Source organism: Pseudomonas sp. BF-R-24 (genome assembly GCF_019947335.1).
GTDB lineage: Bacteria > Pseudomonadota > Gammaproteobacteria > Pseudomonadales > Pseudomonadaceae > Aquipseudomonas > Aquipseudomonas jessenii.
Genome location: NZ_JAGYGG010000015.1, coordinates 1 through 20,283 on the forward strand (window position 1 = coordinate 1; position 20,283 = coordinate 20,283).

At 58.3% G+C, this 20,283-nt stretch carries 16 protein-coding genes and 1 pseudogene; 10 read left to right on the forward strand and 7 right to left on the reverse strand.

Features of this window, described 5'->3' with window-relative positions; genetic code table 11:
- The 5 genes and pseudogenes from KGA98_RS13925 to KGA98_RS13945 form a co-directional block, all read right to left on the reverse strand.
- Positions 1–173 (reverse strand): annotated as a pseudogene (locus tag KGA98_RS13925) (efflux RND transporter periplasmic adaptor subunit); the annotation flags it as partial.
- Positions 174–678: 505 nt separating this feature from the next.
- Positions 679–1,635: an agmatinase gene (gene speB, locus KGA98_RS13930; protein ID WP_154947533.1), complete on the reverse strand. Its 957-nt coding sequence runs from the start codon at positions 1,633–1,635 to the stop codon at positions 679–681.
- A 146-nt stretch (positions 1,636–1,781) separates the two neighbouring features.
- Entirely contained in the window at positions 1,782–3,491 is a 1,710-nt protein-coding gene (locus tag KGA98_RS13935; protein ID WP_154947532.1) for an amidase, read from the reverse strand.
- Between the two features lie 118 nt (positions 3,492–3,609).
- Complete coding sequence (locus tag KGA98_RS13940) at positions 3,610–4,899, reverse strand: polyamine ABC transporter substrate-binding protein (RefSeq protein WP_223502591.1); 1,290 nt, start codon at positions 4,897–4,899, stop codon at positions 3,610–3,612.
- A gap of 322 nt (positions 4,900–5,221) precedes the next feature.
- Positions 5,222–6,421 carry an agmatine deiminase family protein gene (locus KGA98_RS13945; protein ID WP_223502592.1) on the reverse strand — a complete coding sequence of 400 codons (1,200 nt, stop codon included), beginning with the start codon at positions 6,419–6,421 and terminating at the stop codon, positions 5,222–5,224.
- A 251-nt stretch (positions 6,422–6,672) separates the two neighbouring features.
- On the opposite strand from KGA98_RS13945, the gene KGA98_RS13950 reads away from it, so the two are divergent.
- Complete coding sequence (locus tag KGA98_RS13950) at positions 6,673–7,575, forward strand: LysR substrate-binding domain-containing protein (RefSeq protein ID WP_154947530.1); 903 nt, start codon at positions 6,673–6,675, stop codon at positions 7,573–7,575.
- A gap of 170 nt (positions 7,576–7,745) precedes the next feature.
- Here KGA98_RS13950 and KGA98_RS13955 read toward each other — a convergent pair whose 3' ends face one another.
- Positions 7,746–8,621 carry a LysR family transcriptional regulator gene (locus KGA98_RS13955; protein ID WP_154862988.1) on the reverse strand — a complete coding sequence of 292 codons (876 nt, stop codon included), beginning with the start codon at positions 8,619–8,621 and terminating at the stop codon, positions 7,746–7,748.
- Between the two features lie 102 nt (positions 8,622–8,723).
- Between KGA98_RS13955 and KGA98_RS13960 the strand changes: the two genes are divergently transcribed.
- The 4 genes from KGA98_RS13960 to KGA98_RS13975 all read left to right on the forward strand — a co-directional run bounded on the left by KGA98_RS13960 (position 8,724) and on the right by KGA98_RS13975 (position 12,174).
- Positions 8,724–9,659: an NADP-dependent oxidoreductase gene (locus KGA98_RS13960; RefSeq protein WP_154947529.1), complete on the forward strand. Its 936-nt coding sequence runs from the start codon at positions 8,724–8,726 to the stop codon at positions 9,657–9,659.
- A gap of 34 nt (positions 9,660–9,693) precedes the next feature.
- Positions 9,694–10,563 carry an NmrA/HSCARG family protein gene (locus KGA98_RS13965; RefSeq protein ID WP_154862984.1) on the forward strand — a complete coding sequence of 290 codons (870 nt, stop codon included), beginning with the start codon at positions 9,694–9,696 and terminating at the stop codon, positions 10,561–10,563.
- 281 nt (positions 10,564–10,844) lie between these two features.
- Positions 10,845–11,252, forward strand: coding sequence for a DoxX family protein (locus KGA98_RS13970; protein ID WP_154862982.1), 408 nt, complete (start codon positions 10,845–10,847; stop codon positions 11,250–11,252).
- 19 nt (positions 11,253–11,271) lie between these two features.
- Positions 11,272–12,174, forward strand: a complete 903-nt coding sequence (locus tag KGA98_RS13975) for a pirin family protein (RefSeq protein ID WP_154862981.1) — start codon at positions 11,272–11,274, stop codon at positions 12,172–12,174.
- A 160-nt stretch (positions 12,175–12,334) separates the two neighbouring features.
- Here the strand turns inward: KGA98_RS13975 and KGA98_RS13980 are convergent, their stop codons facing one another.
- On the reverse strand, positions 12,335–13,822 hold the full coding sequence (locus KGA98_RS13980) for an aldehyde dehydrogenase family protein (protein ID WP_154862979.1): 1,488 nt from the start codon (positions 13,820–13,822) through the stop codon (positions 12,335–12,337).
- Positions 13,823–14,698: 876 nt separating this feature from the next.
- Between KGA98_RS13980 and KGA98_RS13985 the strand changes: the two genes are divergently transcribed.
- The 5 genes from KGA98_RS13985 (at position 14,699) to KGA98_RS14005 (ending at position 20,283) form a co-directional block, all read left to right on the forward strand.
- A complete protein-coding gene (locus KGA98_RS13985; RefSeq protein ID WP_154862977.1) occupies positions 14,699–15,367 on the forward strand; it encodes a haloacid dehalogenase type II in 669 nt (222 codons plus the stop codon).
- 36 nt (positions 15,368–15,403) lie between these two features.
- Complete coding sequence (locus tag KGA98_RS13990; protein ID WP_154862975.1) at positions 15,404–16,678, forward strand: NAD(P)/FAD-dependent oxidoreductase; 1,275 nt, start codon at positions 15,404–15,406, stop codon at positions 16,676–16,678.
- Between the two features lie 86 nt (positions 16,679–16,764).
- Positions 16,765–18,411, forward strand: coding sequence for an ABC transporter substrate-binding protein (locus KGA98_RS13995; RefSeq protein ID WP_154862973.1), 1,647 nt, complete (start codon positions 16,765–16,767; stop codon positions 18,409–18,411).
- A gap of 46 nt (positions 18,412–18,457) precedes the next feature.
- A complete protein-coding gene (locus KGA98_RS14000; RefSeq protein ID WP_154862971.1) occupies positions 18,458–19,414 on the forward strand; it encodes an ABC transporter permease in 957 nt (318 codons plus the stop codon).
- On the forward strand, positions 19,411–20,283 hold the full coding sequence (locus KGA98_RS14005) for an ABC transporter permease (protein ID WP_154862970.1): 873 nt from the start codon (positions 19,411–19,413) through the stop codon (positions 20,281–20,283). The genes KGA98_RS14000 and KGA98_RS14005 overlap by 4 nt, the downstream gene beginning before the upstream one ends.

Below are 20,283 nucleotides of genomic sequence, written 5' to 3' on the forward strand. Positions count from 1 at the left end.
TGCGAGCGTCGACAGGACTTCAGCGTACCCGCGCGAGTGTTGGCCACCAGCGTCTCCACCGGCCCCCGCTCAACCTCTAGCAGCCTGACCGGCAACGGCTGTGGTCGACTCAACCAGCCGCCCAGCAGCACCAGACAGGCCAGCATCGACGAGCCAATCAATAATTTGCGCATGGACTGCACCTCCTCCCCACATGGCTTGAGCCTAGGTCAGGAGGGTAAAAGCTCAACGCGAAACGCCATTTATCCGACGATTTTCAGACGAGCGTCAGATAAATGGCGAATGAGATTTATTTCTCTCGCAACTGCTATTCCCCAGTCATGCCAACTCAATAAAACTCCGTGCCGCGGCGACGCTACGACGTCGAAATATCCCCGGAAACGGTGCCACGCTTTGCCCATACCCGAATGTCTTCAAGCGACCCAGGCTGTGTAAAAACGCAGGCATCGTTTTGAAGTCTTCGTTGCTGCGTAAAATCTGCCAGCGTTTGGTTATTTAGCAGACCTGAAATTTGCGTAGCGACGCGATTTTTGTTTCGGTTCTGTCCGCAAAAATGGCTCTAAAACGTTTTTACACAGCCTCGGCCCTAAGCGGCCGGTGGGGACAGGCAGAAACCGGCCAGTTGCTGTCATGAGAGCAACTGGTCGAAAAGTGTCTGTAGCTGTCCAGACCACGGGTTTACAGCTTATGCCGCGCGGCATATAGGCAGATCATCTCCATCGCCAATGCGGCCCCGGCGAGCGCAGTAATCTCGGCGTGGTCATAGGGCGGTGCCACCTCCACCACGTCCATGCCGATCAGGTTGATACCACGCAGGCCTCGCAGAATCGCCAAGGCCTGATGGCTCGATAGTCCACCGCAGACTGGCGTCCCCGTGCCTGGGGCAAATGCCGGGTCGAGGCAGTCGATATCGAAGGTGAGATAGACCGGATGGTCGCCAACGCGCGCCCGGATAATCTCCGCCAGTTCCTTGGTAGAGCGATCATGCACCTCACTGGCATTCAGTACCTGAAAGCCCATGACGTCGTCATTGGTCGTGCGCTGGCCAATCTGGATGGAGCGCGCAGGATCAACCAGCCCTTCGCGGACGGCGTGATAGAACATCGAGCCGTGGTCGATGCGCTTGTCCTCGCCGTCGGACTCCAGGTCATGGTGCGCATCGAAATGGATCAGGGACAGCGGACCATACTTGGCCGCGTGAGCTTGCAGTAGCGGATAGCTGATGAAGTGATCGCCGCCCAGGGTCAGCATCGCTGTACCCGCCGCCAGGATCCGCTCGGCATGGGCCCTGATCGCCACTGGGGTCTGCTCCGGGGTGCCGTAATCGAAATAGCAATCGCCATAATCGACACAAGCCAGCAGATCGAACGGGTCAAATTCCCACGGCCAGTGACGCGCCCAGGCAGACTGGACCGATGCCTCGCGGATGGCCCGCGGTCCGAAGCGGCTGCCCGGTCGATTGCTGGTCGCGGTATCGAATGGGATGCCGCTGATGGCGATATCCACGCCACGTAAATCGCGGGTGTAGCGACGCCGCATAAAGCTAGTGATACCACCGTAGGTCGGTTCACCCTCGGTGCCATACAGGCTGTCACGTGTCATCGCCTGATCGATTATCGAATTGTCATTTAGCATGGGATTCTCAATGCGGGTTACTGAAGCTGACCCAGGCATGCGTACGCTCACGCAGTGCTCGCTGGGGCAAAGGTTGGTTTCTGTTGCTCGGGCTTGCCGTGAATAGGCAGGATTGGCGCTTTATCGCGCCAGACCCATTGCGGTTTTCAGCCGCCTGGCGAGGGTGGGGTTCGCACCGGGATCAAGCGCTTCGATCCGGTGGCCTCAAACGCCGACGCCAGGCGCAGCAGTGCTGAGTCGTCGTAGGCGCGACCGGCAAACGTCAGGCCGACGGGCATGCCGATGTCCGGCATCACGCCCATCGGCACGGTGACCGTTGGCACGCCGAGGTGGCGAATGGCGAGGTTGCCGTTGGCGACCCAGACGCCGTTGCTCCAGGCGATATCCGCCGATTGCGGATCGACATCGGCATTCGCCGGGCCTACGTCGGCGACCGCCGGGAAGATCACCGCGTCGAGCCCCAGCCGATCCATCCACTCCTCAAGATCGATACGCCGGGTCTGTTCCAGCCCGCGCAGGCCATCGGGCAGCGTGGTGATCTGATCCCACGGGGTGATGCCACGCTCGGCCATGCGCACGTATTCGTCCATGCCAATGGCCGGGCCATCTTCGCGGTCAGGCAGAGCGCCTGGGTCGTGCGGGAAAATCTGCGGGCCGTCGACGTCAGCCAGACGGTTCAGTCCGGGATCGTCATTGGCCTGCAGGAAATCATCGAACGCCCAGGCGGTCAGGTCCCACAGTTCATGCTGTAAAAATTCTTTGGAGACGATGCCGCGATTGAACACGGTCGGCGCGCCAGGACGATCGCCCTCGCAATTGGAGACCAGTGGGAAGTCCGTCTCGACCACTTCGGCACCGGCCGCTTCCAGAGTCCTTCGCGCGTTTTCCCAGAGGGCAATCACCGAGGGGCGAGTGTTGATCCGCTGGCCTGTCGCCCACCCGATACCCGGCGCTTCGCTGGTGCCCGCGTCGGGGTCGGCGTTGATGTACATGCGCGGTACGCCCAAGCGCTTGCCGGCGAGTGCGGCGGGCCTGGCAGCCAATTCCAGGTAGGAAGCGGGGCGCACCGAGGCGACGCTGGGGATCGGTACCCAAGGCTGCAAGCGCCATAGGTCGCCACGTTTGTCGGCGTCTTCGGCCACCACCACGTCGAGCACTTCGAGCAGGTCGGCCATGGTCCTGGCATAGGGCACGACCACATCCATGGTTGGCGTCAGTGGCCAGTTGCCGCGCACTGAGATCACCCCGCGCGACGGTGTATAGGCGCACAGACCATTGTTTGAGGCCGGCCCGCGACCGCTCGACCAGGTTTCCTCAGCAAGGCCGAAGGCGGCGAAACTGGCGGCGGTGGCCGTGCCTGCGCCATTGGAGGAACCCGAGGCGAAGGGTGCAGTGAGGTAGTCCGCGTTGTACGGGCTCTCGGCACGGCCATACACGCCGCGCTGCATGCCGCCATTGGCCATGGGCGGCATATTGGTCTTGCCCAGGCAGATCGCACCGGCGCCGCGCAAGCGCTCGATGGTGAACGCATCGCGATAGGCAACCAGGTCCTTGAAGGCCGGGCTGCCGGACGCCGCGCTCAGGCCTTTGATCAGGTAGCTGTCCTTGGCTGTATAGGGAATACCATCGAGCGGGCCGAGGGTCTCACCACGGGCACGACGGGCGTCGGAGGCCTGCGCTTCTTCAAGCGCATTCGGGTTGCGCACCACCACTGCGTTGAGGGCGGTGGGCGTGTTGGGGCCGTCGTAGGCATCGATCCGTGAGAGATAGGCCTGGACCAGCTCAACTGCCGTGGTTCGGCCAGCTTCGAGGGCTGCGCGCAGCTCGGCAATGGAAACTTCGGTTACTTCAATCATGCTGTTACCACTGGCTACTGGGTCTGCAAGGTGACTAGATTGGCGCCGCGTGCCAGCGAAACCGCATCGGCCATGTGCCTGGTTCCGTTGAGTTTCACTGGCGCAGCGCAATTTACTGTCAGGTTCCCGACTTGAGCTTGGTCCATGCACGGGTGCGAGCGCGTTCTGCACTGGACGGCAGAGGCACCAGCGCGAATAGAGAAGTCTGGATGTCGGCGGCGGGGTAGAGATTGGGGTTGTTGCGGATTTCCGGGCTGACCAGGGCAGTGGCGTCCTTGTTCGGGTTGGGATAACCGACGAAGTCGCTGATCGGAGCAATCACCTGCGGTTGCAGCAGGTAGTTGATCAAGGCATGAGCATCATCCGGGTTCTTCGCATCCTTGGGGATGGCCAGCACGTCGAACCAGACCGGTGCGCCTTCCTTGGGCAAGCGCATGTCCACCACCACGCCGTTACCGGCCTCCTTGGCGCGATTGGCCGCCTGGGAGAAACTGCCGGAGTAACCCACGGCCACGCAGATGTCACCATTGGCGATATCGGTCATGTATTTTGAGGAGTGGAAGTAGGCGACGTTGGGGCGGATCTTTTTCAGCAGTTCTTCGGCCTTCGCGTAGTCCTTGGCCTGAGTGCTGTTGGGCGGCAGGCCCAGGTAGTGGAGGGCGATGGGGATCATATCCGTCGGCGAATCGAGAAGGGCCACGCCGCACTGCTTGAGCTTGGCAATGTTCTCTTCCTTGAAGATCAGATCCCAGCTGTCCACCGGCGCGTTTTCGCCGAGCGCAGCCTTGACCTTGGCCGGGTTGAAACCGATCAGTACGGTTCCGTACAAATAAGGCACGGCGAAACGGTTACCCGGATCGTTGGCTTCGATCAGCTTCATCAGTTGCGGGTCCAGATGCTTCCAGTTGGGTAGCTTGCTGCGGTCAAGTGGCTGGAAAGCGTCGGCCTGAATCTGCTTGGCGAGGAAACTGTCGGACGGCACCACCACGTCATAGCCGGAGTTGCCGGTGAGCAGTTTGGCCTCCAGGGTTTCGTTGCTGTCGAAGATGTCGTAGACCAGTTTTGCGCCGTTCTCCTTCTTGAAGTTGTCCAGGGTCTGCGGGGCGACGTAGTCGAACCAGTTGTAGACACGCAGGGTGCGCTCCTCCGCATTCGCGTTAGCGGTCAGCAGGCCCAGGCTGCAGATCGTAGCGAGGAGCGAGCGGGGGAGTTGATGCTTGATCCATTTCTCACAGCTTTGGGAGATGGTGCCCACTCGTTCGGCTGCCAGCGCCGGGCCAGCAAGCATCGTCAGAGCTTTCAGCAGGACGGCACGCAGGCTGCCGACTCCAACGCGGGCGGTGCGCCAGGACACCGAGTCCGCTCCCATATCGATTTTTTGCCACGGCTGTTGCTGCTTGTACTTCATAGGACCACCTTTTGAATTATTGTCTTTGGCCTAGCTCCAAATGAATTGTTACGGCTGCTTGAATCACAATCAATCTATATAAACTACAAGTAATTCAAGCAAAAAAACTAAACGATATGGTCTGACGCCGATGTCTCCTACGCTTCGTGCAGGCGCTGACGGGATGCACCAGGCAGCGGCATGCACAAACGCGGGCACGTCATCTTTTGGAGTTAGGCGGTGATTCCCCGCGCAGGGCTGGATCAGCCGAACTGGCCCAACCCTGCGAGGGAAAGCAGTCTGGCTATTGCTTGCGTCTCATAGGCGGCAATTCTTTTCAGCGCTAACTGACACTAGGAATGTGTTGGGTGATGCAATGCACACCACCGCCATTGTTGGCAAGGATGGTGCCATCGACACCCACGACTGGCCGTCCCGGAAAAATCTTCCGGAAGAGATTCAAGGCAATCTCATCTGCAGGAGTGCCTGAAGTGGGAACCACGATGCCGACGTTGGATTTGTAGAAGTTGATGTAGCTGAAGTTCTCCACCGTCAGGCCTGACACCTTGAATGTTGGCTGAACGGGCATCTTAGTAATCTTGAAGGGGCGGCCCCTTGCATCGGTGCTTTGTTGCAGCACTGCCAGGTTTGCCGCCATCCTGGGCACGTTGGGGTTGCTTGGGTCCGACGGGTAATTCAATAACAAATGGGCTGGCTCGATATAGGCAGCAACCAGGTCGACATGCCCATCGGTAGCGGCAGCGCCGTCGTCGCCGTACACCCCATACGGCAGCCAGATCATCTTGGTCGCGTTATAGGCACGCAGCAGCGCGGTCTCGATCTGAGCCTTGGTCATGCTCGGATTACGATTGGGATTGAGCAGACACTGTTCGGTGGTAATGAGCGTGCCCTGCCCATCGGTAATCACCGCGCCACCTTCAAAGACCATATTGACTGGTGATTTAGGCACGTTAAGGGTGGCGCACACGCCGGTGGGCAATTGATCATCCAGGGCCGCCGACCACCTGTTACCCCAGCCGTTGAAAATGAAATCTCGTCCCAGCATGTCGCCTCCTGATGGGCTCAGCGCGAAGACTGGCGCGGTATCACGGGTCCAGCAATCGTTGTATGGATTCTCGATGACAGTAACGTTAGGGCCGCAGCGCTTGCGTACAACCTCGGTATAGCCGGTCATCGCCATCATCAAGACCGGTTCGAACTGCGCAACGGCATTCGCTACGTTGATGACAGAATCCTGCATGGGTTTCAGCTGGTCCTCGTAGCTCTTGTCATAGGGGTACGCCATCAACACGCTCTGGTGTGGCTCCCACTCTGCGGGCACCCGATAGCCATTGGCGGCAGGGTTGGGCTCCGCCGCTCGGGCCAGGCGTCCAAGCCCTGATGTGCCGATGGCAGTTGCAGTAATAGCCGCCAACGCACCCATGTTGAACCGGCGCCTTCCCGGATTCGAGGGCCCCTCCATCGCGGCTTGATCTGCCATCAAAGGCTCTGTTGCCAACTGAATGTCTTGTTCTTGATCCATGTAACGAGTCCCCCAGGTTATCCAGCCAGATATCTCATTTACCAAGGCACACGAGCGAAACAGGTAGAGGTGCACCGAGCCCACCCCTCATCGCTTACTTGCCACGCCTGTTGTTGCCTGTGCTTCGTAGGGCCACCTATTGAATTGTTGTCTTTAGCCTCCCTCCGCTGAATTTTTGCGGTTGCTGAAGGCGCAATCAACCTATATAAATTGCCAACAAAATAGGCAGAAAAACTAAATGGTAGACCCGCATGCCCTTGCCTCCGCTCCATGCGTTTCGCGTATTTGAATGTGTTGCAAGGCTGGGCCATGTCGGCGCTGCCGCCGCTGAACTGCATGTGACTGCGGGCGCCGTCAGCCAGCAAATCAGAGCCTTGCAAGGTTCACTTGGCATCAAACTGTTCTATAAGCAGGGGCGCCACCTGGTGCTGACGGAGCGTGGTTTGGCACTACAACGTTCGGTAGCGCGAGGCATCGGCGAAATCACTGAAGGGGTGCGACAAATCTGCGAGGCAGATTTCCAAGAGCCGACGGCGAAAGTCTTGACCATTTCGACAGAGCCGGTTTTTGGCGCGGCCTGGCTGATGCCGAAGTTGTTTACCTTTCGTGCAGAACATCCGCATATTCATCTGCGCGTCATTACTGCCGACGACATCAGCGAGGTGGACTGGCGCAGGGCTGATGTTGCCGTGCTCTATGACGCCCCGATCTGGGAAGGTTTCTGGTGGCGACCATTGCAGAACCTGCACATGTTTCCGGTTTGCTGCCCGCAATTGCTGCGCGGCCCCCACGCGCTCAAGCAACCCTCTGACCTGATTCACCATCGTCTTTTGCATGAGGATGACGGCACTCAATGGCGGCGCTGGTTGCTTGAGGCTCGCCTGCCCTATCCGGGCGATGCCGATGTCCATATCGAAGACCTCGGCATCGCCTTGCAGGCGGCGCGAGATGGCTATGGTGTTGCACTCAGCGATGAGATCAACTCGTCACGCGACCTGGATGATGGACGCCTGGTGCAACCCTTTGCACTGAAGGTGCCGACAGGGATGGATTATTTCTGCATCTGCAACGAGGAGAGTCGCGATATCCCTGAGATAGCTTTGCTCATCGATTGGCTGATTGAGCAGGCAAAGATAGTCCCGGCCTACCCGTAAGCGTCGTTGGGGCGATTTAACGCTCACGTGGCTCAGCACAATGCTGAATGACCTCTGGATTTTTAGGCGTCTTGAGCGGCTGCTATTGGCCGTTTTCTGCCTGTGGCGACCGGCTGAAAACGACCCTAACCAGATGTTCGAATCAATACCCGAGACCAGTGAGCGGTCTTCTATCCCTTTAGTACCAGAGACATGTCCGGGTATTTAGCGCACATGAAATCGACGAATGCGCGAACCTTCGGAGCAGCAAGGCGCCTGGATGTGTGCAAGACCCAGAGCTCGGGTTCTACACCCGATACCGTGCCCCACTGGACCAGTTCGCCACTAGCAAGCTGGTTCCATGCGATGGACTGTGGGATGAGGGCAGCACCACCGCCAGCGATAGCAGCATCGCGGATCATCAGGAACGAAGAGAACCGCAGCTTTGGGATGGGCTCCAGGACCAAGTGCCCTCCATTGAGTTTCCAATTAGTGGGCTCGAAACTCGAAACCACAATGCTGGGAACTGACCTGATTGCGCCGGGTGTAGGCATCGGTATTCCAGGCGCGGCCACCACAACCAGCCGGTCCTTGGCGAAGCAGCGGCCGACCAAACTGCTGTCTGGGCTGGGGTTGATCCGAATGGCGACGTCAAATTGTTCCTCGACTAGGTCAACCACGCGATCCTCCGCCACGACCTCGATCATGACTTCAGGATAGGCCGCACAAAATTCTGCGCCGATGCGCCCCATCGCAAGCTGCGAGAACAGGACTGGGGAAGCAACACGCAAGCGTCCGCGAGGCGTCGATACACCCTCCCTTGCCGCAGTCATGGCTTCGGCCACCTCGGCCAACGGACCTTCGGCTCTGGCCATCAGTATCTCTCCAGCCTCGGTGAGCTTAAGACCGCGTGCGCTGCGCTCGATCAACCTCACACCCAGTTGTTCCTCAAGGTCGGAAATACGACGCGATAAGGTGGCTTTGGATATGCCGCTCGCACGGCTTGCCTTTCCGAGCCCCTCGTTCGTCGCGACGAGTGTGAAATCGATCAGAGCGTTCAGGTTCATGGTGTTCCATTTTTGAAACGTAGTGTCTACATGTTGGCGTCTTCGTTTTATTGATGCAACAGAATATCTTCTCGTCATCGGAACTCGATACGAGGAACTGCAATGAGCACCATGCAACGCGCTGTACTGATCCGAGCCTATGGCGGCGCTGATATCGTGGAAGTAGCCGAGATTGCAAAGCCAGAGCCGGCGCAAGACCAGGTTCTGGTTCGAGTTCGAGCCGCCGGGGTGAACGGTATCGATTGGAAGGTCCGCGAAGGCAATGTGCGAAATGCCTTCCCGCTTCAATTGCCAATAGTACTGGGCGCTGAACTGGCGGGTGTTGTCGAGGCAGTCGGCCCCGGTGCCTCTCGCTTCCGTGTTGGCGATCGGGTCATGGGCGCGGTGGGTGGACTGGGCGCGTACGCCGATTTCGTGATCGTCAATGAATTGAGCCTCTCCCTTACGCCTGAAAACCTTGATGACGTCCATGCTGCCGCTGTACCCGTCGCAGCCGTGGCGGCCTGGAAGAGCCTCCATCATGTGGGTCCGATTCATCCAGGCCAGAGAATCCTTATTCACGGCGCTGCCGGTGGGCTGGGCGCTTATGCCGTGCAGTACGCCAAGCGGGCAGCCGCCGAGGTCTTCGCAACGGCGGGCACTGCTGACCTGGATTATGTGCGCAGCCTCGGCGCGGATCATGTGATCGACTATCAAGCCCAACGTTTCGAGGATGTCGTCCAGGACATTGACCTGGTGCTCGACTACGTCGGGGGTGAGGTACTGGATCGCTCGTGGCAGGTATTGGCGGAAAACGGCGTCATTGTCGGCACGTCATCCCCCGACATTCTGGCGCGCACGCCAGCGAATCGCCGAGGTCTCTGGTTCATGAACAAGCCCGCCCCCGAATTGCTGGAGACGCTGGCCCAGGAAATCGCCAGCGGCACGCTGCAGTCCAGGATCGGCGCCGTGGTTGGCTTCACCGACATCCCTGAGGCCATCGAACGCAATCGCAGCGTTTCACGGACTGGCAAGGTCGTTGTGGACTTCTCTCGCTGACCCACCCTAAGTATCCACTGTAGGAGATTCAAAAATGAGCATTCTCGTTATTGGTGCCACGGGCACCATTGGTTCACTCATCACTAAGGGCCTTGCCAGTGCGGGCGCCGAGGTCAAAGCGCTAGTACGCCAAGCGGGAAAGTGCGATTTCCCGGCCGGAGTCACTGAAGTTGTTGCAGACCTCACCGATGTACCGTCGATGCGCGTCGCGTTGTCGTCGGTGCGGACGCTGTTCCTGCTCAACGCCGTTACGCCCGATGAGGTGACGCAAGCCCTCATCACGCTGAACCTTGCTCGCGAGGCTGGCATCGAGCGCCTCGTTTACCTGTCGGTGATTCATGCCGACAAGTTCACCAATGTTCCGCACTTCACCGGCAAGCATACAGTTGAACGGATGATCGAAAGCTTCAACATCCCCGCAACTATCCTGCGTCCGGCTTACTTCATGCAAAACGACCGTATGGTCCAACAGACGATTCAGAACTACTCGGTGTACCCGATGCCAATCGGCTCGGCGGGCGTCTCGATGATTGATGCGCGCGATATCGCCGATGTCGCCGTTGCAGAGTTGCTGCGACGCGACAAAGCGCCTTCTGCTCTGGATCGTGTAACCCTGGAGTTGGTTGGACCGCAAGCGCTTACCGGTGCGTCCGTGGCAAAGATCTGGAGTTCCGCCTTGGGTCGCGATATTGCCTACGGCGGTGACGATGTGGCGACCTTCGAAGGGCAGCTGGCTTCGTACGGCCCCACCTGGCTGGCTTATGACATGCGCCTGATGATGGTGGGTATCCAGAAGTTCGGCATGCAATCAACTGAAGGAACCGTAGAACAGCTTCAGACCATCATCGGGCACCCACTGCGCACCTATGAAGACTTCGTTCGCGAGGCCAATGCAGAAGTTTAAACAGCCAGGGCAGTGAGGACAGGGTTATTTTTTGGTTGGTGTGTTGCACCCATAAAAAACCTGTCCTCGTTCGCCATACCACTACTCCCTCAATGGACGTAAGGCACCAGACATTGCCGGCAGGAAAATAGGGTCGACCTGCGCTCCCTCAGCCAGGCGCATGCCAGGAAATATTGGAGTCGGTGATGTTGTTTCCGGTCCGCAGTTTATGGCCATTGCGGTAAGCCTGACTGTCAGAGACCTGAAAGTTTGGCTCTGAACCCTCTAAAGAGAACACTACTATGAGCAACCAAGCTTCCACAACGTCGAACACCCCGAGCAGAGTTTCAAAGTACACATCCCTCGGATTACTTCTTGTTGCCGCGGCAGCATTCCTGGCAGTTGGCAGTGCCAAGCTTGCTGGCGCGCCAATGATGGTCGAGGTCTTCGAACATATTGGCTTGGGTCAGTGGTTCCGTACCGTGACGGGACTGGTCGAAGTAACCGCTGCTATCGCCCTGCTCATACCCGTCACCGCAGGATTGGGCGGTCTGCTGCTCGCGATCACCATGTGCTTTGCTATTTTCACCCACCTGTCCGTTATTGGCGGTAGTCCCATACCGGCAATCGTGCTGCTACTGATCACGGCTAGTATTGCCTGGCTCCACCGCGCCAGCATCTTGAACCTCATCCGTCCAATGCAAGCCTGACGTTACGGGAATCGAAACCATGACTACCTCCTCAACCAACCTTGATACGAGTTTGTCCCGGCGTATTGCGCAGTACACGCGAGGAGCGGTAGGACATGGACCTATTACCCGCCTGATGAGTCCTTCTGATCTGGGGCAGACTCTCAAGCCCTTCGTGTTCCTCGACATCTTTGACGTCAGTGGAGATGCCATCCATGCGATGTCCAGCATGCCTTTGCATCCCCATTCGGGTATAGCCACAGTGACGGTGTTTACAGAAGGCCGGGTGCGCTATAACGATCCGGGCAACGGGGAAGGGACAATCGGTTACGGTGGTGTCGAATGGATGCGGGCCGGTGGAGGTATCTGGCATGGCAAAGAACTGACAGCCGAGGAAGTCCCTCGCATTCAGGGGTTTCAACTGTGGATCGCCTTGCCGGCTGAACTCGAAAACGGTGAGCCTGAAAGTCGCTACATCGAGTCAGTGAGCGCCAATGAAAGCCAACTTGCTCATGTCATTCTCGGCAACTACCAAGGTGTGCAAAGCCCTGTCCCTGCACCGGAAGACGTCAACTACTTGCTGGTCACTTTAAAACCAGGAGAACGCTGGGTGTACCAACCACCGGCTGGGCACAGTGTCGGATGGCTCGCGCTCGCCAAGGGGGCGCTGAATGCCGGAGGCGTTGTCCAGGCTGGTGAGATGGTTAGTTTCGATTTCAGCGAGGCACCTATCGCCTTACAGGCATCAGGTCAAGAGAACGCAGTGTTCGTCTTGGGTTCGGCTGTACCCCATCCGCACCCGCTACACCTTGGATACTATTCGGTGCATACAAGTGCGCAGGCGCTTGAGGCGGGCGAGCGTCGCATAGCCGAGTTGGCTAAGAAGTTGAAGGCTGCCGGGGACCGTCGTGCCGCGTCAGGAACGATTCCGGTATTCCGCTGACGGCCTGCAATCCATCGGCGGTTACCGGGTTTATGTCATTTCTTTTCACCGTCCGCTTTTGGCCGGTACTATTGAAAAGTCGGATTTTCGGCTCGCCTGATCTCAGGCAAACCGACTACCGGATAGCCAAATTGGACGGCACCGAACATTTGAATGAGTTCTACGTGTGGGAAGTAGTATCAAGTGTTCCGCCAAACCCAATGATTGCCTTGGTTTCCAGGTATTCCTCTAATCCGTAGACACCATACTCACGACCATTACCAGAACGTTTATAACCACCGAATGGAGCCATTGGATTCCAGGCGGGGTAATTCAGATGCACTTGTCCCGCGCGGATACGAGAGGCGACTGCACGCGCTAGATCAAGGCTCTGAGCCTGAACATGGGCGCCCAGTCCGTATACCGTATCGTTTGCGATAACGACCGCCTCATCGATGGTCTCATACGGAATAATGCACAGCACCGGCCCGAAAATTTCTTCTTGTGCGATCCGCATTGCGGTATCTACGTCGGAGAATACTGTCGGTCGAGTGTAGAAGCCCTTTTCAAAACCTGGCACACGTCCAGGTCCGCCGCAAACGAGTTTTGCGCCCTCATTCAGGCCAGCCTCGATCATGGCTTGCACGCGATTGAACTGGGCCTCGTTGGCAATGGGACCGAGCACCGTAGCTTCCGAGCGCGGATCACCCACGATGATCGCATTGGCGGTTTCGGCTGCCAGCAATTCGACTTCCGCCAACCTGTCCTTCGGAACGATCATTCGTGTCGGGGCGCTGCATGATTGTCCGACGTTGCGGAACGCTGACATCACGCCGAGTGGGACGGCTTTGGCGAAGTCGGCGTCGGGAAGCAGAATGTTCGGGGATTTTCCTCCCAGTTCTTGCGTTACGCGCTTCACCGTATGGGCGGCCGCCTGTGCGACCAGCGCGCCCGCGCGGTTAGAGCCGGTAATCGAAATCATATCGATATCAGGGTGCGCAGCCATCGCTGCGCCGACCTCGGATCCACTTCCGTTCACGAGGTTGAAGACGCCTGGCGGAAGGCCCGCGTCGTGGACCAGTTGTGCAAACAGAAGGGCGCTCAGAGGCGACAGCTCGCTTGGTTTGAGGACTACAGTGCATCCGGCGGCAATAGCCGGGGCGACTTTCGCGGTGATTTGATAAAGCGGCCAGTTCCACGGAGTGATGAGACCGCAGACGCCTATGGGTTCGCGTTCAATCGCGGTTCCACCTTCAACCGTCTGGAAACGATAAGTGGACAGCAGATCGCGGGCGACCCGAACGTGTTCTGCCGCGAGAGGCACTTGCATTGCCCGGGCGGAGCCAATCGCCGCGCCCATTTCGAGAGAGAGGGCCTGCGCGAGCACTTCTTTTCGCTCAAGGATGAGCTCATGGATCTTTCCAAGGACAAGCGCGCGCGACTCTGCGCAGGTAGCAGACCAGCCAGGAAACGCTGCACGCGCCGCAGCTACTGCCCGATCAACATCCTCGGCAGAGCCTTGCGCGACCTGTGCGACGACCTCTTCAGTTGCCGGATTTACCACGGGCAAACTTGCCGGGATTGCCGGGGAAGACCAACAGCCATTGATATAAAATTTGTGAGACGTTTGCGGATCAACGCTGTAGCTATTCGAAGATTGTATTGTCATCTAACTGGCTCCCTAGAGCGGTGATAGGCACTGCAAGCAGCAGAGGGCGGTCTGGCTCGCGACCTTGCAAGGCCGCTGAAGTAAACGGCTAAGTCGAAGGTGGCCTTGGGATTGGCAAATCACCAGAACATCGCGGTGGCGACCAGGGCATCGCTATGCCGGGTCTTCTCAATAAGCTAACAAAGCGGACCAGATAAAATGTGCTGTTCTTCAGGTTCGCAAGGGAGAATCTGCTGTTTCTTTCAGGCTGACTTTGTATGAGAGCAGGTTGACCCGATTTCGTCAGTAAACCTTCTGATGGACCGCTCAGTGAGAGCATTCCTGGTCAGTGCATTCGTAGGCACATCGGTGGCGGTGATGGGTCATATAAATAGGCAGATGGGGGGCGTGGTAATGCATCGAGCGATTCTCCGCCTTTGTAGAGCTATCGCGACGCATATAGATGTTGCTTTGGCCGGTATGTCACGCCTATCGCCGATAGAAGCAAGGTCGTCCCATAGCGCATGACTCTTAATTAGCCCCGCCTCACCTCGCAGCACAATCAGCGGGCGCATCCTCAGCGAAAGCTCTCTTTCTCCTTCCACCAGTCATAAAAACTGCCGCACATGGCGTTGTGCGTGGCTTACCAACGCACCATAAAAGCCCGCAAAGGCTTAAGAACAGGGGGGGGAGCGCCCGAGTCTGGAGCGTCCCGCAAAGTCTGCTGAGCAAGCCCTGCAAAACGGTGGTTTGTACCAAGCAGCCTATACTTTTAACAGTTTATGCATGGTCTCTTGGTGTTGTAATAAATCCGTGATGCAGCGTTGCACCGATGCTTCCAGAACGGAGTAACTGCTTGCCCCGTCATGACCTCAACAATCATTAAGGACCGCACTCATGAGCTTTCTTCGACCCAAGTTTATTACCTTTGACTGCTATGGCACGTTGACCAACTTTCAAATGGGAAACATGACGCGCGAACTGTTCGCCGATCGTGTCCCTTTTGAGCAAATGGATCAGTTCGTCAAGGACTTCTCCGCCTATCGCCTGGATCAGGTGATGGGTGACTGGCGGCCATATGATGAGATTATCAAGACCTCCTTGGCGCGGGTCTGCAAGCGTTGGGGTGTCGAGTACAAAGGTGAAGGCCAGCTCTACTACGACGCCGTACCGACTTGGGGTCCGCATGCTGACGTGCCGGCTGGCTTGGCGAAAATCGCCGACAAGATTCCGCTGGTGATTTTCTCCAATGCGATGGACGAGCAGATCATGTCCAACGTCGACAAGCTCGGCGCACCTTTCCATAAAGTCTTCACCGCTCAACAAGCCCAAGCCTATAAGCCGCGCTTGGCCGCCTTCGAGTTCATGCTCGACAACCTCGGCTGCGGGCCGGAGGACGTTCTGCACGTGTCCTCGAGCTTCCGTTATGACCTGATGCCGGCCCACGACATGAAGATCAAGAACAAAGCCTTCGTTGCTCGTGGTCATGAACAGCCGGCGAATGCCGTCTATGGCTACCACCAGATCCCGGATATCGGCGCATTGCCCGGGTTGGTCGGTCTCTAAGTCTCAAGGCACTCTTCAAGGCAAAAGGGGTTAGACATGGGCAGTGAGTCCTATTGGCTCGATACCGCACCGCAATTCACCGGTGCACGGCTCGGCGCATTGCCCGGGCAGGTCGATGTGGCCATCGTCGGTGGTGGTCTCACCGGCCTGGCGGCGGCCCGAGCCCTGGCCTTGAAGGGGGCCAGTGTGGTGGTGCTGGAAGGAGGGCGGGTGATTGGCGAGGCTTCGGGGCGCAATGGTGGCCACTGCAGCACCGGCGTTGCCCAAGACTACGCGGCACTCAGCGCCAGCCTCGGCGCTGATAAGGCGCGTGCTTATTACCAAGCCTATGAAAGCGCCGTACAGAGCGTCGTTTCATTGGTGGAGCAGGAGCAGATCGCCTGCGATCTCAAGCGCAATGGCAAGCTGAAGCTGGCCGCCAAACCGATGCATTACGAAGGTTTGGCGCGCACCTGCGAATTGATTCGGCGGGAGGTCGACGCCGAGGTCGAGTTGCTCTCTCCAGAAGAAGCCCGTGCTGAAGCCAACTCGGCTCAGTTCCATGGAGGCATGCTGCAGCGCAACGGCGTGCAGATGCATGTCGGGCGCTTCGGTGTTGGGTTGGCCGAGGCGGCAGCTCGTCACGGCGCATTGATCTTTCAGGGCGTGTCAGTGACGGACTGGAAAGCCAGTTCCGGCGGCTTTCAGGTCAATACCACCAAGGGCTCGCTACACGCCACGCAGATTCTGCTGGCCACAGGCACGTGCCAGCAGGGCGGATTGGGCTGGTATCGGCGGCGTATCGTGCCGGTGGGCAGTTTCGTGATCGCCACCGAGGTGCTACCGCAGGCCCTGATCGACAGCTTGCTACCGGCACGGCGTTCCTATGTCACCAGCCGCATGATCGGTAACTACTTCCGCCTGACGCCGGACAACCGTTTGCTGTTTGGCGGTCGTGCCCGGTTTGCCATGTCCGACAGCACTTCCGACGCCAAGAGCGGCAAGGTGTTGCAGGCGGCGATGGTCCAGATGTTTCCGCAACTGGCTAGCGTGAAGATCGATTACTGCTGGGGTGGCCTGGTGGATATGACCTCCGATCGGTTACCCCGCGCCGGGCAGCATGGAGGGGTTTATTACTCCATGGGTTACAGCGGTCATGGGGTGCAAATGTCGGTGCACATGGGGCAGGCCATGGCTGAGGTAATGGCCGGCAAGGTTGAGGCCAATCCGTGGCGCGAACTCGATTGGCCAGCCATTCCCGGGCATTTCGGCAAACCCTGGTTCCTGCCTCTGGTGGGGGCGTATTACCGTCTGCAGGACTACCTGCACTGAGTTCATGGAGTTTGTTTTACGTTTCAACCGCGCTGCGCTTAATCGCCAGCACTCGAGCCTTATCATTGACGAAAGGTAGGACTGACATGACTGACAATAAAAAGAATATCGACTCCCAGCTGATCACCGGTGAAGAAAGTCTGCGCGTTTTCGAAGGGCTCAATCGCGGCATGTCACGCCGCAATGCATTGCAGATGCTGGGGTTGGCCGGGGTGGCTGTCGCGGGTGCCAGTAGTCTGTTCGGCGCCGCCGGTAAGCTGTTTGCCGATGATGAAGCCGCAAGCCCTGGCAAAGGCAAACCGGGCGGACGGATTCGCGTTGCGGGTCAGACCTCCTCCACCGCCGATACCCTGGATCCGGCCAAAGGCTCATCGTCCACCGACTACGTGCGTCATTACATGTTCTACAACGGCCTGACGCGTTTCGACAACCATATGGTGCCGCAACTGGAGTTGGCCGAGCGCATCGAAACCACTGACGCCACGCTCTGGGTGATCACCCTGCGCAAGGAAGTGACCTTCCACAATGGCAAGGCTCTGACCGCAGCCGACGTGGTGTTTTCTCTGTTGCGGCACAAGGATCCAATCACCGGTTCCAAGGTCCTGCCGCTGGCGTCGCAGTTCGCCGAGGTCAAGGCCGTCGGTACCCACGAAGTGCAGATACAATTGAGCGGCCCGAATGCTGAATTGCCGTCGGTTCTTGCCATCTCTCACATGTTGATCGTTCCCGAGGGTACGAGCGATTTCAATCAGGGCATCGGTACCGGCCCGTTCAAGGCCAAGGAGTTTAAGCCCGGGGAGCGTTCGATTGGTGTGCGCAATACCAATTACTGGAAACCCGGCTTGCCGTATCTGGACGAGATCGAATTTATCGCCATTGCTGACGAGCCGTCGCGGATTAACGCCCTGTTATCGGGCGACGTTCACATCGTCAACGAGGTTAACCCGCGCTCAACGATCCGCATCAAGGCCAGCACCAAGCATCGGGTCGTGGACTCGCCGTCGGGTAACTACACCGACCTGATCATCCGTCAGGACCAGATGCCGGGCAAAAGCCCGGAATTCACCCAGGCCATGAAGTTGCTACTGGATCGGGAGCAGATCAAGTCGGCGATATTCCGTGGTTACGCCAGGGTCGGCAACGATCACCCGATCGCACCCGGTGCGCGCTTCTTTAACGCCGACCTGCCACAACGTGCCTACGATCCGGAAAAAGCCAAGTTCCTGCTCAAAAAGGCCGGCATGGAAAGCATCACTATGCCTCTGATGTGCTCGCCGGCCGCGACCGGTTCGGTGGACATCGCCGTGCTGCTGCAGCAGTCGGCCAAAGAGGCCGGGCTCAAGCTCGACGTCAACCGCCTGCCGGCCGATGGCTACTGGTCCAATCACTGGGCGAAGCATCCGCTGAGCTTCGGCAACATCAACCCGCGGCCCAATGCCGACATGCTTTTCTCGCAGTTCTTCCAGTCGACAGCACCCTGGAATGAGTCCGGCTGGAAAAACGAACAGTTCGACCAACTGTTGGTGCAAGCCCGAGGTGAAACCGACGAGGCCAAGCGCGGCAAGATGTATGGAGATATGCAAACCCTGGTGCATGAGCACAGCGGTATCGGCGTGCCGGTGTTCATCAGCAACATCGATGGCGTCGATCAGCGAGTCAAGGGCTACGGCACCAATCCCCTAGGCGGTTTCATGGGGTACATGTTTTCCGAGCAGGTCTGGCTGGACGCTTGATGAAAGTTGGGTTTTTGCTGCAGCTACATTGCATGAGGATTTGGTGATGAACAGCAACACACTGTGGTTGATCGGCCGGCGCTTGGGCGCGGCGATCGTGACCTTGTTGATTGTGTCCATGGTGGTTTTTGCCATCACGGCTGTGCTGCCGGGAGACGCGGCACAACAGTCTCTGGGGCAATTCGCCACGCCGGAACAGGTGGCAGCCTTGCGCCTGAAAATGGGGCTGGATCAGCCCGGTGTGTTGCGTTACCTGCACTGGTTGATGAGCCTGCTTAGCGGTGACATGGGGCTCTCGGTGTCCAACGCCATGCCGGTCAGCGACTTGATGGCCGGGCGCCTGCCCAAAACCCTAATGCTGGCGGCCGCCACGGCGATGGTATCAGTGCCGGTGGCGTTGATTCTGGGCATCGGTTCGGCCATGGGCCGGGGCGGGCGCATCGACAGTGTCCTCAGCTTTTTCACCTTGACCATGGTGGCGGTGCCAGAGTTTTTGGTCGCGACCCTGGCGGTTCTGATTTTCGCGGTGAACCTGGGTTGGTTGTCGGCGCTGTCCTACGCCAGTGACATCACTTCACCCTGGCAATTCATGCGCACTTACGCATTGCCGGTGATGACGCTGTGCTGCGTGATTGTCGCGCAAATGGCGCGCATGACCCGGGCGGCGGTGATTGATCAGCTCGACAGCCCTTACGTGGAAATGGCCCGGCTCAAAGGTGTGAGCAAGATTCGGATCGTTTTACGCCATGCCTTGCCCAACGCAATCGGACCCATTGCCAATGCCATCGCCCTGAGCCTGTCTTACCTGTTGGGCGGGGTGGTGATCGTTGAAACGATCTTTAACTACCCCGGCATCGCCAGCTTGATGGTCGATGCCGTGACCAACCGCGACATGGCCCTGGTTCAAGCCTGCACCATGTTGTTTTGTACGGCGTATTTGACGTTGGTGTTGATTGCCGACCTTTGCGCGATTCTTTCCAATCCGAGGCTGAGAAATCAATGAACAATCTCATTGTGAAATCGCCGACTACTACCAAACTGGCACTGGGCAAGGTTTCCCACGGATCGTCCTGGGTCGGCCTGATCGGCGCTGCGCTGTGTGTGATCTGGTTGCTGGTGGCCATCTTCGGCCCATGGCTGGCACCGCATCCGGTCGGGGAAGTGGTCTCTGATAATGTCTTTGACAACCTGAGCGCTGCTTACCCGTTCGGCACCGATTACCTGGGCCGCGACATGCTCAGTCGAATCCTCGTCGGCGCACGATTCACCGTCGGCCTAGCGTTGGTGGCCGCGGTGTTGGCCAGCAGTCTGGGGACCAGTTGTGCATTGTTGTCGGTGGTGTCACCGAAGTGGCTGGATGAGCTGATCAGTCGCCTGATGGACGCTTTCATTTCAATCCCCAGCAAGATGCTGGCGCTGATCATGGTCTCGGCCTTCGGCTCCTCGGTCACCTTGCTGATCTGCACGGCGGTATTGAGCTTCACTCCGGGCGCATTCCGCATCGCCCGCAGCATGGCGGTGAACATCGAAGCGCTGGAATATGTGCAAGTTGCCCGTACTCGCGGCGAACGTCGGCTGTACATCGCCTGCGTGGAAATCTTGCCGAACATGCTCAACCCCGTGCTGACGGACCTGGGTTTGCGCTTTGGCTTCATCGTGCTGCTGCTCAGTGGCATGAGTTTCCTGGGGTTGGGTGTGCAACCACCGGATGCCGACCTCGGCTCGCTGGTTCGCGAGAACATCGGCGGCCTCAATCAGGGCGCGCCGGCCATTGTGATACCGGCCCTGGCCATTGGCACCCTGACCATCGGTGTGAATCTGTTTATCGACCGACTGTCGTCGCGACGTAGTCGACGTTCGGGAGGCCATTGA

Excerpts from the sequence above, each read along its gene's own strand:
- speB (WP_154947533.1), bottom strand. The coding sequence starts at position 1,635 with ATGCTAAATGACAATTCGATAATCGATCAGGCGATGACACGTGACAGC.
- KGA98_RS13935 (WP_154947532.1), bottom strand. The coding sequence starts at position 3,491 with ATGATTGAAGTAACCGAAGTTTCCATTGCCGAGCTGCGCGCAGCCCTC.
- KGA98_RS13940 (WP_223502591.1), bottom strand. The coding sequence starts at position 4,899 with ATGAAGTACAAGCAGCAACAGCCGTGGCAAAAAATCGATATGGGAGCG.
- KGA98_RS13945 (WP_223502592.1), bottom strand. The coding sequence starts at position 6,421 with ATGGATCAAGAACAAGACATTCAGTTGGCAACAGAGCCTTTGATGGCA.
- KGA98_RS13950 (WP_154947530.1), top strand. The coding sequence starts at position 6,673 with ATGCCCTTGCCTCCGCTCCATGCGTTTCGCGTATTTGAATGTGTTGCA.
- KGA98_RS13955 (WP_154862988.1), bottom strand. The coding sequence starts at position 8,621 with ATGAACCTGAACGCTCTGATCGATTTCACACTCGTCGCGACGAACGAG.
- KGA98_RS13960 (WP_154947529.1), top strand. The coding sequence starts at position 8,724 with ATGAGCACCATGCAACGCGCTGTACTGATCCGAGCCTATGGCGGCGCT.
- KGA98_RS13965 (WP_154862984.1), top strand. The coding sequence starts at position 9,694 with ATGAGCATTCTCGTTATTGGTGCCACGGGCACCATTGGTTCACTCATC.
- KGA98_RS13970 (WP_154862982.1), top strand. The coding sequence starts at position 10,845 with ATGAGCAACCAAGCTTCCACAACGTCGAACACCCCGAGCAGAGTTTCA.
- KGA98_RS13975 (WP_154862981.1), top strand. The coding sequence starts at position 11,272 with ATGACTACCTCCTCAACCAACCTTGATACGAGTTTGTCCCGGCGTATT.
- KGA98_RS13980 (WP_154862979.1), bottom strand. The coding sequence starts at position 13,822 with ATGACAATACAATCTTCGAATAGCTACAGCGTTGATCCGCAAACGTCT.
- KGA98_RS13985 (WP_154862977.1), top strand. The coding sequence starts at position 14,699 with ATGAGCTTTCTTCGACCCAAGTTTATTACCTTTGACTGCTATGGCACG.
- KGA98_RS13990 (WP_154862975.1), top strand. The coding sequence starts at position 15,404 with ATGGGCAGTGAGTCCTATTGGCTCGATACCGCACCGCAATTCACCGGT.
- KGA98_RS13995 (WP_154862973.1), top strand. The coding sequence starts at position 16,765 with ATGACTGACAATAAAAAGAATATCGACTCCCAGCTGATCACCGGTGAA.
- KGA98_RS14000 (WP_154862971.1), top strand. The coding sequence starts at position 18,458 with ATGAACAGCAACACACTGTGGTTGATCGGCCGGCGCTTGGGCGCGGCG.
- KGA98_RS14005 (WP_154862970.1), top strand. The coding sequence starts at position 19,411 with ATGAACAATCTCATTGTGAAATCGCCGACTACTACCAAACTGGCACTG.